We start from the raw sequence: 12,898 nt of genomic DNA, 5'->3' as shown, positions 1-12,898 counted from the left end.
GCAAACTGCAACCAGATAGACCGGTTTTGACCAAATTTCGCAGAAAATTAGCCAGAAAGCTAAAGTGTCACACGCGCTTCAAGATCGCGGATATAGCGCGTGAGTGACGTATAGGCCGCGCTGATCCGCTTGAACCGTTCCTCGGCCGCCTTGTCGCCGCCATTGGCATCAGGGTGGTACTTTTTGGAAAGTGCCTTGTATTTCGTCTTGAGTTCATCGCGGGTGAACGGCCATCCAAGATCAAGGGTCGCCATGGCCTCTTGCTGTTCGGCAGGCATGCCCATGGCGCCAGCGCGACGCTGGGCTTCTTCGCTTTTGCGTTTGCGTTCGGCATTGGCCCTGGCTTCGGCGCCGGGGCCATGATGGGTCTGGTCGCCGTCTTCGTTAAAGAAGCCGAACCCGTCCTTGAATTTGAAATTGAACGGTTTTTTTGATCCGCGGATATGACCGAACTGCCATGTCGGGCGTTGCCAGTGGGTATCGCGACGCATGTCGTTTTCGATATCCTCGGCCTTCATGCCGGCATAATAGTTCCAGGATTTGTTGTATTCGCGGACATGTTCCAGGCAGAACTTGTAATAGTCGCGCAACTTGCGATCCTTGGGCGCACGGAATTCCCCATGCCCGTCACATTCCGGCCAGTCACATTCCGGCAGAACGGGTTCTTCATGGTAAAGCGTCTTGCGCTTGTTGCGGTGTCCTCGGTTCATTTGCGTCTATATGTTCTGAAAATTCGATGCGCGCAATATCATACGGGCGCTTTAAATGCGATAAAAGGCTTGAAAAACGGTCACCGCATGACAGAACGTGACGTAAAGAAACGTTTTTGCAGCAATCTGCAAACATCACCAGAAAACAGAGGCCCTTACCATGCAGGTCGCCAACCAGATCCGTGACATCCTGACCGAACAATTCAGCCCGGTCGAACTACAGATCAATGATGATTCGTCCAAACATGCCGGTCACGCCGGTGCAGACCCGCGTGGCGAGTCCCATTTTTCCGTTCTTGTGGTTTCCGAAAAATTCGAAGGCGAAAACCGTGTCAATCGCCAGCGCCTTGTATATGGCGCGCTTGATGCGTTGCTGAAGGATCGCGTGCACGCGCTGGCACTCAAAACCATGACACCAGCAGAATACGAAATCGCCTTGGGCAACAAAAACAATTAAGAATAATTCCACATAGTGAAATCAACCTAGACGTTCATACCGATTAGGCGCAATGCTTATACACAAGCCGTGCGAATGGTGAAATTCGCGCGGCACGGATGCCGGTCAATGGCATCCGCGACAATCGGGAGGACTACGTAATGACGAAACGCCTTCTAATGGCGAGCATTGCGCTTGCCATGTCCGGAACCGCCTACGCGCAAGCACCTGCGCCGGACAATCTTGAAAAACTCTCCAACTTCCAATCAACCGGAACGACAGAATTCACCGTCATCGAACAGGGTGGTGATTACGCCGAAGGGATCAAAAAGACCCTTGAGCGCATCAAGCTTCCTGATGGTTTCAAGATCGGTCTTTATGCCATTGTCCCCGATGCCCGCCATATTGCCGTCGGGCCACAGGGGGTTGTGACCTTTGTTGGCACGCGCAAGGACAAGGTTTGGTCGGTCACCGACCGCAACAAGGACCGTGTCGCCGACGAGGTCAAGGACTTCGCCCCGTCGCTTCGATTTAGCATCCCGAACGGTCCGTGCTTCTCGTCGGACGGGTTCCTTTATATCGCCGAACAGAACCGTGTTCTGGTGTTCCCGGCGGCCGAGTTTTTCTATGAAAGCCCGGACGTTGCCGCGTTCAACGTGGTCAAGCAGGGTGATCTGATCCCACCCGCCGAGGAAAGCTATAACCACACCGCGCGCGTTTGCAAAATCGGCCCGGATGGAAAGCTTTATATCTCGCTTGGTCAGCCGTTTAACGTGGCGCCGGAAGACAAGCTGGATCTTTATCGCGAGTGGGGAATTGGTGGCATCATCCGCATCAATACCGATGGCACCGGCCGCGAAGTCTACACATACGGGGTGCGCAACTCCGTCGGGCATGACTTCCATCCGGTCACCGGTGAACTGTGGTGGACCGATAACCAGGTCGATGGCATGGGCGATGATATCCCGCCCGGCGAGATCAACCATCAAACCGCCGCAGGCCAACATTTTGGCCATCCGTGGTATGGCGGCGGTGATGTCCGCACCAATGAATATGCCGGTCAGGAAGTGCCCTATGATGTGGTCATGCCTGCGGTTGAAACCGTGGCGCATGCCGCCGACCTTGGCATGAGCTTCTATACCGGCAACATGTTCCCGGCCAAATACAAGAACGCGATATTTTCGGCCCAGCATGGGTCGTGGAACCGCACAACCCCGGTGGGCGCGCGGGTGATGGTGACCTTCATTGACGATGAAGGAAACGCCACCATCGAACCGTTTGCCGAAGGCTGGATTGACGAGAACGAGGAATATCTTGGCCGTCCGGTTGATGTTGCCCAATTGCGCGACGGCTCGATCCTTGTTTCCGATGATCTGGCCGGTGCGCTGTATCGCATCTGGTATGAGGGCAATTGATGCGCAGATTTATGATCGCACTCCTCGGCGGGCTTTTGTCCGCCGGGGGCGTGTCCAATGTGGCGGCCCAAGATAAGTCCACGCCTGATGCGGACGCCCTTCAGGATGGCCGCAAGGTTGCCGGAATGTGTCGCACCTGTCATGGGCTTGATGGGCTGGCGCGCATTCCGATTGCCCCGCATATCGGGGGCGAGCCGGTCGATTATCTGATCGCCCAGCTAAACGCCTTCAAGACCGGCACCCGTGAACATGAAATGATGACCGTGGTCGCAAGCGGACTGTCTGATGATCAGATCAGCAAGGTTGCGCTTTGGTTCAGCCATTTCGAGGTATCAGGCACCCTGCCCGCCGACACATCCGAAGATGATGCACCCGAGCTTTGCGTTGGCTGTCATAGCGCGAATGGCATTTCAACACTGGAAGACGCCCCCAATCTGGCAGGCGAAACCAATATATATATCGAAACGCAACTCAAGGCATTTCGCACCGGCAAGCGGGTTCATGACGTCATGACACCGATTGCCAAGGACCTGACGGATGCGGAGATGCAAGCCGCGGCGGACTGGTACAGTAATATCGCGATTGAAATTTCCGAGCCGCCCGGCAAGTAATCCGGACGATTTACCGTTACGTGATCTCAGCTTTCCGGACGCAGTGCTGCGGAAACGTTCAGGCCTACGGTCAGGGCGGCAAGTGTCTGACCACTATCCGGGTCAATGATCGGCACCGTGATTTGCGACAGGAACGCACGGGTCGAGGCGTCATACCAAATATCAGTGATCAGTGCCTTTTCACGATTAAGGCTATCGATCATCTGAAACTGGGCTTCGTCACTCTGATCAAAATCCGATGTCAGGCGGCTCATGCCGATGATCTGACCATGGGTGTCAAAAACGAATGCCTCTGCCACTTGTTCGCCAATACTGGCCTGAAACGTGCGAAGGTATTTTGACAAATCATTGCCAAGGATTTCCGTCGCGATTGCACTGGCGGCACCTTCGCGCGCCAGCGTGATCCATTCTTGATCCGTCAGAAGTTTCTGATCGGCACTCTGTATTTCTGTCTCATCCAACTGGTTAAAAACATAGCCCAAAAGTTCCGGGGAACTTGCAAACTGGCGAATGCCGGGTAGTTGAACATTCTGGATTGCTTCGCGTTCCCAGGCTTCCAAATGCATCGGGCGGGTTTCACAAAATTCCAAAACGGCATTGAGGTCATCAAGCAGCCGCGGGAAAGTCGCAACGTAATGTTTGGAAAAATACACAACCAGTGGCACATAGCGTTCGAACTGCATCCGGAACTTATCGGCTGTCAGTTGCAGTTCCTTACGGGCGAATTCAAAACTGTGCTTATCGACAAGGGCATATTCGACCCGACCTGCTGCGACTTGCGCGACCAGTGACGCAATCGAAGGTACACGCATGACATCGGTGTAGCCCTGTTCAAGCAACCACTCGGCCTCGTTCGATCCCAGTATCGCCCCGACTGTAGAAAAATCACCGGGCTTAGGCCGCCGACTGACACGGGGATCATCCGACTTGATCGCGGGTGATACCCAAACCCATTTTTCAAGCGCCAACGGATTTGACGCCACGGCGTATTCGTCCATCGCGTCGCTGATGCGGGCCAAAAAGAACCCGTCGGCCTTGCCGGTGCGCACCATTTCGCGGTTGCGTTGGCGGGGTGCAATCGCCAGCCCATAGCCAATATCAAGCCGATCAAACACACAGTTCAGGATCGAAACCGAATATCCGCTGAGTATGCCGTTATGAAGTTCCTGATAGGGGGGGTGCAGGTTGGTCTGCAAGATCAGGAAGCCATCCTGTTCATCAAGATTGGCTTGTCCGGCTTCTGCCTGTGGCGATGCAAGATCATGTGCCTTCGCGATGGATGCCGTCAGAAGTAATATGGCAGTCACGCAACAATAGAACACCGCCATTTCAAACGGGTGCAAGAAGCCTTTGCAATCTTTCTTGTTATTGGCGTTTCCACACCTACGCAACATGAACACACGCCACCTGACAATTACACGTTACGGACCATTTGGATATTGGACCGGGCAGATGCACTTGCAAGACGCCCCGGTTAATCTCCACCGGTATAGAGTTCCGGGGATATCCGTTTGACGGCGGGCCCGTCACTGCGCCAGCCATGGCAGGTATTGATCAGCGGATTGCGTCGTGGCGGTTTGTCATCGGTTTCATCGCGTGCCTGCAGGGATTCCTTGGCCAATATCGGGAAGACTGTCTGAAACGCCGTGGTCGCAACCGGGCCCATCAATTCATTCAGATGCGTACAGCCATGAACGCCACCCACCCGGTCGCGGATCTGTTTGCGCAGGCCCGGGCCAAGCTTCAAACCGACCAGCTTTTCGTAATTCGGGGCAATCGCATCGCAGGCCGAAAACGGGGCATAGTCGGTTACGGCCTCGACCTCGCGGATCACAAGATCATCGCCAATGGTAACGCGTATCCACATCCCGTGGACTGGCTCGCCGGCGGGGATTTCACCACGATCATGATTGGAAAAACCATAGGTTTTGACATCCGTGATGTGACCTTCGATATCCCAAAGGCCGTCTTTGCGCCGGAACCCCTGACAGGTCACGGTGCGGGTATGGATGTGTTCGCGTTCTGCGGGGCGGGACAGTGGCATCGGAATTTCTCCTTTACGTAAACGTAAAGACGTTCACCTGCGGGCTGTCAAGTCGCAAACGCATTTTCCGTCATTCCCGCCGCCCAAGCCTCGCGGCAAAAGACGGTCACCGGAATTTCGGGAAACTCATCGGAATTCATCACGTTGCAAAGGCCTGACGGGGAATTCCCCGTCAGACCGACGCCATATGCTGCTTCCAGAAAACCGGTGGCTTCAGGCCACGCCGTAGTCCGATCCGAAGATGAACTTTTCGCGTTCCCGCACATCTTCTTCGAGTTGGCGTTTGACCACATTAAACAGGTCACGGATCGACACCATGCCAACAACCTTGTCGCCATCGACAACCGGCAGGTGGCGGTATCGCCGTGCACTCATCAGATCAAGCGCACTCATGGCGGAATCATTCGGACCAAGCGTATCGGGATCAGCGGTCATGACTTTGGAAAGCGGCACAGATGCCGCATCCAGCCCCTTTGCCACCACACGGTTGACAAGGTCACGCTCGGTAAAAATTCCAGCCAGTCTGGCGTTGTTATCAACGATGATGACAGCGCCAATCTTGCGCTCCGTCATCATGGTGACGGCGTCCATCACGGAATCGGCGGGGTTGAGTGTCGCGATGGATTGTTCCTGGACCACACCCGGTACAATTTTCGTATCCATGCATCTCTCTCTGCAGGTTGCTGTTGCCACATGCCCAAACCCGATCAGATCATCTGGTTTCACACTGACTGACGTCACATAGAAATGACGTCACTGGATGACACAGTGTGACGGGCCCTTATTTGCAAGTGGCCCTGCAATCCTTTGGGTCAAGACCCTGAAACAAGAGTTTAACCCATAAGTAGATAAAGCTGAAATTTTTTACGCTATAGTGGTTTGTCGGCAACACACCGGTAAAGCGGGGAAGAAGGTTTATTCCTGTTCTTCCCCGGCCGGATCCGTCACCGCGCGCAGACGCACACGGGTGATCTGGTTGCGAATACGCCGCAGCACTTCAAACTCAAAACCGTGGAAACGGAACTGTTGCCCGACATCGGGAATACGCCGGGTTTCATACAGCAAAAGACCGGCCACGGTGGCGGCTTCTTCATCTGGCAGACGCCAGCCGAAACGACGGTTCAGGTCGCGAATGGTGACATCGCCGCGCACAATGACCGATCCGTCAGCCTGCGGCTGGACACCAACCACTTCGACGTCGGTTTCATCGGCAATATCGCCAACGATTTCTTCCAGAATGTCTTCAAGCGACACAACGCCTTCGAACGCGCCATATTCGTCAACCACGATGGCAAAATGTTCGTGCCGTTCCTTGAACGCCTTAAGCTGGTCGGCAAGGGTGGTTGAATCCGGGATGAACCAGGGTTCAGAGCTCAGTTCGCGGACATCCTCGGCACTGGCGGGCTTGGCCCCGCGTACAATCGCCTTGAGAACTTCACGCGCATGCAGAACACCGACAATGTTGTCCGGGTCCTTTTCGTAGATCGGAATACGGGTGTGCGGACTTGCCAGAACCGTATCAAGGATTTCTTCCATCGGGCGGGAAATGTCGATCATTTGCACCTTGCGACGGTGCACCATGATTTCCCAAACGCCGACATCTTCAAGATCAAGCACCCCGTGCAACATCGTGCGTTCGGCATGGTGGTTACCGACAACCACGTCATCGGCATGCAGTTCGATGGCACCACGCAATTCGCGTTCGCTATCAAGACCGGGGCCCTCGCCACTGCCAAACAGGCGCAGGGTCGCCTGCACCAGGACCTGAATGGTCTGGGTGATCGGCGCGAACAGAACGACAAGGATGCTCATCGGGCGCGCGACGCGCAGCGCCATGGTATCGGCATGCTGAAGCGCGTAGGTCTTTGGCAGAATTTCCGAGAAAATCAGAACAAGCGCGGTCATCACCGCCGTCGCATACACGACACCGTTTTCACCAAACAGTTCGATCATCACCGATGTTGCAAGGGCAGAGGCCAGAATGTTGACCATGTTGTTGCCAAGCAGGATCGCGCCCAGCAACCGTTCCTGATACCGCCGCAACCTGTTGACGATTGCGGCCCGAATGTCACCATCCTGTTCCTTGTGATGCATGACCGGACGCGACGCCGCCGTCAGCGCGGTTTCCGAGCCAGAAAAGAATGCCGAAAGCATCAGCAGCAAAAAAATCACGACAATCGTGATCGTCATTCAGGGCCGTCTCCAAGCGGTGATTGCAACAGAGCAAGTTTGTTCTGTGTTCATCTATAAGGTCAAATGCCGTTAAACAAGTTAACAACAACACATTGGCGGCAAAGTCACCACCGCGAAGTGACCGCCACCATGCACGTCCGTCGACCCACACGCATTGTGAATCAGTATAATATTGATCAACCCCGACAGGATCGGGTGATCGCGGCACGCATTTTTTCAACATCCATTGCCTTGGATGTAAACGCCTTGCCGATCCCGCGGGTCATGACAAAGGTGATCTCGCCGTCGCGGACTTTTTTGTCGCGTGACATGTGGCTGATCACCTTGTCGATATCCCAATGCATGCCCGTGACCTCGGATGCCGTCACCGGAAGACCCACCGATTTCAGATGGGCAACAATCCGGTCTTTCTCGCCCGCAGGTGCCATACCCATGGCACCGCAAACGTCATGGGCAATGACCATACCCATGGCAACCGCTTCGCCATGCAAAAGCTTTTCGCCATATCCGGTTTCGGCTTCAAGCGCGTGACCAAAGGTATGACCAAGGTTCAAAAGTGCACGCTTGCCGCCTTCGCGTTCATCCTCGGACACGATGCGGGCCTTCGCCGCACAGCTTTTTATCACGGCCTGACGGCGCTCAGATCCATCTTTATCAAGAACCGCCTGCCCGTTTTCTTCAAGCCAGGCAAAGAATTCCGGATCATCGATCAGGCCGTATTTGGCGACCTCGGCATAACCCGACCGCAATTCACGTGCCGGCAAGGTATCAAGAACGGATGTATCGGCCAGAACCAGACGCGGCTGATGAAACGCACCAATCAGATTCTTGCCCGACTTGGAATTGATCCCGGTCTTGCCACCAACGGAACTATCGACTTGCGACAGCAAAGTGGTCGGGATCTGAACGAAATCAAGACCACGCAACAAAGACGCCGCAACAAACCCGGCAAGATCGCCAACGACACCGCCACCGAGGGCAATGATCAGGGTGGACCGTTCGATCCCCATCGCCAAAATCTGTTCGACGACGTTTTCGAACATGGCAAAGCTTTTGGACTTTTCACCAGACGGCACGACGACTTCGCGGTGAGGAATGCCCGCCCCGTCAAGCGATGCCAGCACGGTCGGTAAATGATTGTCCGACAGTGCCGCATCGCTGATCACGACCACACCGGCCTTCTTGACGAACGGGGCAATATATTTGGCGGTATCGGCCAAAAGGTTGCTGCCAACAAGGATGTCATAGCTGCGCGCACCAAGGTCGACGCGAAGGGTGTCGTGATTGCTCACTCTGTCAGGTTCCTGTCTTGATCAATTGACCATCGTCATCAAAGGAATCGGCAAGCAGTTCAAGAACCGCATCGCGGGTGGCTTCCTTTGAGGATTCATCACAGTCGAAAATAATGTCTGCCCCGGCATAGACCGGGTAACGCGTCTCGATCAGATCCGCGAGAATTTGTCTGGGATCACCGTTATTAAGCAACGGACGATGGGTCCGCCCGCTGGTGCGGTGCATCAGCAGATCAAGGTCGGCACGAAGCCAGACCGATACGGATTTTTCGAGGATTAATTGTCGGGTACGTTCGCGAATGAACGCACCACCGCCTGTGGCCAACACGATCTGTTCGCCATCAAGCAAACGGGCAATTACACGTTCCTCGCCGTCGCGAAACGCCTCTTCGCCATACAGCTTGAAGATATCGGCGATCGAGCAGCCAGCGGCTTCTTCAATTTCGCGGTCGGCATCGACAAAATCCAGTTTGAGTTCCTTGGCGACCATACGGCCGATGCAGCTTTTTCCTGCACCCATCAGTCCAATGAACACCAATGTCCGGCCTTTCAGGCCGTCCCGAATTTTGGCGATCACGTCTTCGTGCAAACCCGACTCGGCAATGTTGCTGTCCATGTTCGGTTTGCAGTCCTGTGGTTCAATCATTGAGATACAAATTACCCAAATCTTTAGGCCAGCTTGCCCCCGAACGCAAGCAAACCGGACAGAAAACACGACAAAAATACTGCGCCAAATTGCCCCTTTCAGTCACTTTAGGCATGCCTATGCATCGTTTTGCCCAATGTTGTTCTGCGCGATGGCATTAACTCTCTGTGAGTAACAGGCACTTATACTGCCTTTAAGTTGCCGAATTGGAGTGCGACCACCCCATTGCGATGACAGGTTCAAGATACTTGGACGGATCGCCAGAATGATTGGCGGTTGCGGTTCTTGCATCTTTGATTTTCGTCCGCATACTGGTATTCGCGTCCATCGCTTAAACGCTTCGAAGTCTGGATTAAAATGAGAATTTTATCGCGCATCATCCTGTTGCTGGTTATCGCCGTGATTGCCGGCGGTGCCACTTTCCTGGTGACCTGGGACATTCCTGCCCCGACCGCCCAAATCGAAGAAACCATCCCGAATTCGAGGTTTAACTAAGATGACATTGCGTTCCCGCCTGTTAATGCAGACCTGTGTACTGGCCATGATGACGGGAACGGGACTGGGTTCCGCCCCTGCAAACGCGCAAAACTCGGCCCCCGTGCCGTTGTTTTTAAAACAGGAAGCAGAACAGGACGCGGAACGCCAGGTTGCCCCAAGCCCGACCAATCCGGGGGCCACATCGGCCCCGCGATCAGGCAGCTTTGGCAATACGTCATCTGGCACCAGCGAGACTGATGCATTCCCGTCGGATCCGAACGCGGTGCAATCGCTGTCACTTGGCGCAGTCGACGCCGAGGCCGTCGGGACCATTGATCAATCGCGCGGTGGCCTTGGCGCCGATATGTGGAACGGCACCACCCGCCGGTCTGCGGCACAACTGATTTCAGAATTGCCCGCGACCCCGGCGACCCATGCTGCGCGTGACTTGCAAAAACGCCTGCTTCTGTCCGCAGCCGCCCTGCCTCAGGGCTCGGCTGATATCAGCCTGCTTGAAGCGCGTGTTGCAAAGCTGATCGAAATGGGCGCGCTTGATGACGCCATCGAACTTGTCCGCGCCGCCCCGCAAGGATCGCGCGGCTCCATGCTGGCGCAGGCAGAGGTCAACGCCCTTCTGATTGGCTCCAGAATTGATGCGGCGTGTGACGCGATTGAAGGTTACGGCGCAAGTTACGAGGAGCTTTTCTGGCTTAAGGCGGCGGCGATGTGCGCGTTTTACGCCAATGACCCGACTTCTGCGGCCTTCACCGTCGATCTTGTGCGTGAAATGGGTGGCGAAAGCGATGCCACCTTCTTTGGTCTGGTTTCCGCAATCCGCAGTGGCAGTACTGCCGATGCCGACCTGCTAAATGATTTGCGCCCGATCGATCTGGCACTTCTGGCGGTTGCCAAACAATCGATCCCGACCAGCCAGCTTGAAACCGAAAATCCAGCCGCCATCATCGGCATTACCACTGCCGATGCGACTGCGACCGATGTTCGCCTTGAGGCCGCCCGCAAGGCTGAAAATCTTGGCCTGATCAGCCCGGAAAAGCTGGCTGATGTTTATCAGTCGGTGAATTTCGAACCGGCGGCATTGGAAAGCGTTCTTGATGATGCCAGCGAAGGCATTCAGGCGCGCCAGTATGCCAAGCTTTATCAGGCCGCAGCACAAAGTGATGTTGCCGCCGCACGGGCCGAAATTCTGGCTGCCCTGTTTGACGCCGCGGATTTTGAAGGCGATTTCATGCAGGTCGCAAGGCTGGCAGCGCCGCTGATGACCGACATTCCGGTGAATGGCGACTTTTCGTGGTTTGCTGTTCCTGCCCTTCGGGCATCAATTGCCGCAAACAATTTCGAGCGGGCAGAAAACTGGCTTCAGGTTGCCAAATCATCGGCCAATGCATCGAATGACATTTCATCACGCCTGAGCCTGCTTTATCCGGTTCTGGCGATTTCCGGCCTTGAAGAAACAGGCGCCGTTCGACCGACAGCCATGGCAACGGATGGAAGTTCTTCGCAGAGTTTTGGGGCTGATCCGCAATCCGGTCCGACGCAAACCTTCGGTCTTGGCGGTGCCGTCGTGCCGGGTGCACCGACATCAAGTGGCGGCATGGCGTCGGCAACCGTCATGCCCAACTCGGCCTCGGCAGAGGATGTGCAAAGTGCATCTGATCGCGCAGCCGCCCTTGCCCGCCATCGTGCACGTATGGTCGAATGGCAGGAAATGCAGGCTGCGCGCGGCGATCAGGCCGCGGCAAGACGTTATAGCGAACTGATTTTCAACCTGTTTGAAGGTTTCGGCATCGAAGTCCCCAATACGTTGTGGGACAGCATCCTGACCGCCCCCTATGCCGAACAACGCATGACAACCAGCAGTGCTGTATCGCATCAACTCAACGCAGCTGCGGCTGCGCGGCAAAAGGCGAAAACCGCGGCATTGGCCATTCAGGCCCAACAGGTCGCGGCTGTCGACAATGCCGACCCCAAGGTCCTGAGCGATACTGTGACGTCGCTTCTGGTCATCGGGCAGGAAAATGACGCACGGCGTCTGGCGACAGAACTGCTGATGTCGTTTAATCAGTAGGCTCTTTAATCACTGGCAGGACCGGTCATGGCCAAGGCACTGACAAGCTCGTTGATATCGGCCTTTCTGGAAATGATGGCGGCTGAACGCGGGGCCAGTGTGCATACGCTTGATGCCTATCGGCGTGATCTTGAAGATTATGCGTCATCACTGACTGCGGGCAAGGCTGATCCGGTATCGGCAAGCGATGCGGATGTCAGACGCTATATGGCCGAACTGGGGTCTGCCGGGCTTGCCCCGCGTACGCAGGCGCGGCGCCTGTCGGCCTTGCGGCAGTTTCACAAGTTCCTTTATTCCGACGGGTATCGCAATGATGACCCGTCATCGAATATCGATAGTCCGCAACAGGGCCAGACCCTGCCGAAATTCCTGTCGATTGAGGAAATTGATCGTCTGATCATCGCCGCCACCAATCATCCGGGTATCAAGGGCAAGCGGTTACTTGCGATGGTGGAGCTGATGTATGCCACCGGCATGCGCGTTTCGGAGCTGGTCGAGCTCCCCTTTGCCGCAGCGGCGCGTGATCCGCAGATGCTGATTGTGCGTGGCAAGGGCAGCAAGGAACGGCTGGTGCCGCTTTCCGATCCGGCGCGCGATGCGCTGCGTGATTACCTTGAAGTGCGCGATGCCTTCATTCCATCAGACAAATCAAACGGCCATGCTGATCGCCCCGGGCAATCCTCATACCTTTTCCCGTCACGCGGGAAAACCGGGCATTTGACCCGTCAGATGTTTTTGAAAATAATCAAGGATCTGGCGATTGAGGCCGGTGTCCCGCCATCAAAGGTATCGCCGCACGTCTTGCGCCATTCCTTTGCCAGTCACCTTCTGGCCAATGGTGCAGATTTGCGGAGCCTGCAAAAGATGTTGGGTCATTCAGATATCTCGACCACCCAGATTTATACCCATGTTCTCGAGTCACGGCTGCGCGGACTGGTTCAGGAACATCATCCGCTGGCAACACGGGCAATTGGTTAGTCGAAGCAGT

At 55.3% G+C, this 12,898-nt stretch carries 13 protein-coding genes; 6 read left to right on the top strand and 7 right to left on the bottom strand.

Going from position 1 to position 12,898, the window contains the following annotated elements; all coding sequences use genetic code 11:
- Positions 1 to 59: 59 nt before the first annotated feature.
- Positions 60 to 710: a DnaJ domain-containing protein gene (locus IT893_RS02020; protein WP_008889903.1), complete on the bottom strand. Its 651-nt coding sequence runs from the start codon at positions 708 to 710 to the stop codon at positions 60 to 62.
- A 160-nt stretch (positions 711 to 870) separates the two neighbouring features.
- On the opposite strand from IT893_RS02020, the gene IT893_RS02015 reads away from it, so the two are divergent.
- The 3 genes from IT893_RS02015 to IT893_RS02005 all read left to right on the top strand — a co-directional run bounded on the left by IT893_RS02015 (position 871) and on the right by IT893_RS02005 (position 3,172).
- On the top strand, positions 871 to 1,167 hold the full coding sequence (locus IT893_RS02015) for a BolA family transcriptional regulator (RefSeq protein ID WP_197146656.1): 297 nt from the start codon (positions 871 to 873) through the stop codon (positions 1,165 to 1,167).
- A 140-nt stretch (positions 1,168 to 1,307) separates the two neighbouring features.
- Positions 1,308 to 2,561: a sorbosone dehydrogenase family protein gene (locus IT893_RS02010; RefSeq protein ID WP_063089129.1), complete on the top strand. Its 1,254-nt coding sequence runs from the start codon at positions 1,308 to 1,310 to the stop codon at positions 2,559 to 2,561.
- A complete protein-coding gene (locus IT893_RS02005; RefSeq protein ID WP_197146655.1) occupies positions 2,561 to 3,172 on the top strand; it encodes a c-type cytochrome in 612 nt (203 codons plus the stop codon). Before IT893_RS02010 ends, IT893_RS02005 begins: the two co-directional genes overlap by 1 nt.
- Before the next feature lie 26 nt (positions 3,173 to 3,198).
- Here the strand turns inward: IT893_RS02005 and IT893_RS02000 are convergent, their stop codons facing one another.
- The 6 genes from IT893_RS02000 to IT893_RS01975 form a co-directional block, all read right to left on the bottom strand.
- Positions 3,199 to 4,479 carry a transporter substrate-binding domain-containing protein gene (locus tag IT893_RS02000; RefSeq protein ID WP_252724050.1) on the bottom strand — a complete coding sequence of 427 codons (1,281 nt, stop codon included), beginning with the start codon at positions 4,477 to 4,479 and terminating at the stop codon, positions 3,199 to 3,201.
- Positions 4,480 to 4,646: 167 nt separating this feature from the next.
- Entirely contained in the window at positions 4,647 to 5,216 is a 570-nt protein-coding gene (locus IT893_RS01995) for a DUF2889 domain-containing protein (RefSeq protein WP_197146653.1), read from the bottom strand.
- Positions 5,217 to 5,429: 213 nt separating this feature from the next.
- Positions 5,430 to 5,879, bottom strand: a complete 450-nt coding sequence (locus IT893_RS01990; RefSeq protein WP_197146652.1) for a CBS domain-containing protein — start codon at positions 5,877 to 5,879, stop codon at positions 5,430 to 5,432.
- A gap of 252 nt (positions 5,880 to 6,131) precedes the next feature.
- A complete protein-coding gene (locus IT893_RS01985; protein WP_008889896.1) occupies positions 6,132 to 7,406 on the bottom strand; it encodes an HlyC/CorC family transporter in 1,275 nt (424 codons plus the stop codon).
- 179 nt (positions 7,407 to 7,585) lie between these two features.
- On the bottom strand, positions 7,586 to 8,701 hold the full coding sequence (gene aroB, locus IT893_RS01980) for a 3-dehydroquinate synthase (RefSeq protein ID WP_197146651.1): 1,116 nt from the start codon (positions 8,699 to 8,701) through the stop codon (positions 7,586 to 7,588).
- A gap of 4 nt (positions 8,702 to 8,705) precedes the next feature.
- Positions 8,706 to 9,317 carry a shikimate kinase gene (locus IT893_RS01975; protein ID WP_252724049.1) on the bottom strand — a complete coding sequence of 204 codons (612 nt, stop codon included), beginning with the start codon at positions 9,315 to 9,317 and terminating at the stop codon, positions 8,706 to 8,708.
- A gap of 387 nt (positions 9,318 to 9,704) precedes the next feature.
- On the opposite strand from IT893_RS01975, the gene IT893_RS01970 reads away from it, so the two are divergent.
- The 3 genes from IT893_RS01970 to xerD are packed head-to-tail and all read left to right on the top strand — an operon-like array spanning position 9,705 to position 12,888.
- Positions 9,705 to 9,842: a hypothetical protein gene (locus IT893_RS01970; protein ID WP_165374927.1), complete on the top strand. Its 138-nt coding sequence runs from the start codon at positions 9,705 to 9,707 to the stop codon at positions 9,840 to 9,842.
- A 1-nt stretch (position 9,843) separates the two neighbouring features.
- Complete coding sequence (locus IT893_RS01965) at positions 9,844 to 11,910, top strand: antifreeze glycopeptide (RefSeq protein WP_197146649.1); 2,067 nt, start codon at positions 9,844 to 9,846, stop codon at positions 11,908 to 11,910.
- A gap of 27 nt (positions 11,911 to 11,937) precedes the next feature.
- Complete coding sequence (xerD, locus tag IT893_RS01960; RefSeq protein ID WP_197146648.1) at positions 11,938 to 12,888, top strand: site-specific tyrosine recombinase XerD; 951 nt, start codon at positions 11,938 to 11,940, stop codon at positions 12,886 to 12,888.
- Positions 12,889 to 12,898 lie beyond the last annotated feature (10 nt).

This window comes from Thalassospira sp. A40-3 (assembly GCF_015871485.1).
Taxonomy (GTDB): Bacteria; Pseudomonadota; Alphaproteobacteria; order Rhodospirillales; family Thalassospiraceae; genus Thalassospira; species Thalassospira tepidiphila.
Note: the sequence above shows the minus strand (reverse complement) of the source record. Positions and strands in the feature narration are given on the sequence as shown.

Bases quoted from the DNA above. Each gene is read 5' to 3' on its own strand.
- IT893_RS02020 (WP_008889903.1), bottom strand. From the start codon at position 710: ATGAACCGAGGACACCGCAACAAGCGCAAGACGCTTTACCATGAAGAA.
- IT893_RS02015 (WP_197146656.1), top strand. From the start codon at position 871: ATGCAGGTCGCCAACCAGATCCGTGACATCCTGACCGAACAATTCAGC.
- IT893_RS02010 (WP_063089129.1), top strand. From the start codon at position 1,308: ATGACGAAACGCCTTCTAATGGCGAGCATTGCGCTTGCCATGTCCGGA.
- IT893_RS02005 (WP_197146655.1), top strand. From the start codon at position 2,561: ATGCGCAGATTTATGATCGCACTCCTCGGCGGGCTTTTGTCCGCCGGG.
- IT893_RS01995 (WP_197146653.1), bottom strand. From the start codon at position 5,216: ATGCCACTGTCCCGCCCCGCAGAACGCGAACACATCCATACCCGCACC.
- IT893_RS01990 (WP_197146652.1), bottom strand. From the start codon at position 5,879: ATGGATACGAAAATTGTACCGGGTGTGGTCCAGGAACAATCCATCGCG.
- IT893_RS01985 (WP_008889896.1), bottom strand. From the start codon at position 7,406: ATGACGATCACGATTGTCGTGATTTTTTTGCTGCTGATGCTTTCGGCA.
- IT893_RS01975 (WP_252724049.1), bottom strand. From the start codon at position 9,317: ATGGACAGCAACATTGCCGAGTCGGGTTTGCACGAAGACGTGATCGCC.
- IT893_RS01970 (WP_165374927.1), top strand. From the start codon at position 9,705: ATGAGAATTTTATCGCGCATCATCCTGTTGCTGGTTATCGCCGTGATT.
- IT893_RS01965 (WP_197146649.1), top strand. From the start codon at position 9,844: ATGACATTGCGTTCCCGCCTGTTAATGCAGACCTGTGTACTGGCCATG.
- xerD (WP_197146648.1), top strand. From the start codon at position 11,938: ATGGCCAAGGCACTGACAAGCTCGTTGATATCGGCCTTTCTGGAAATG.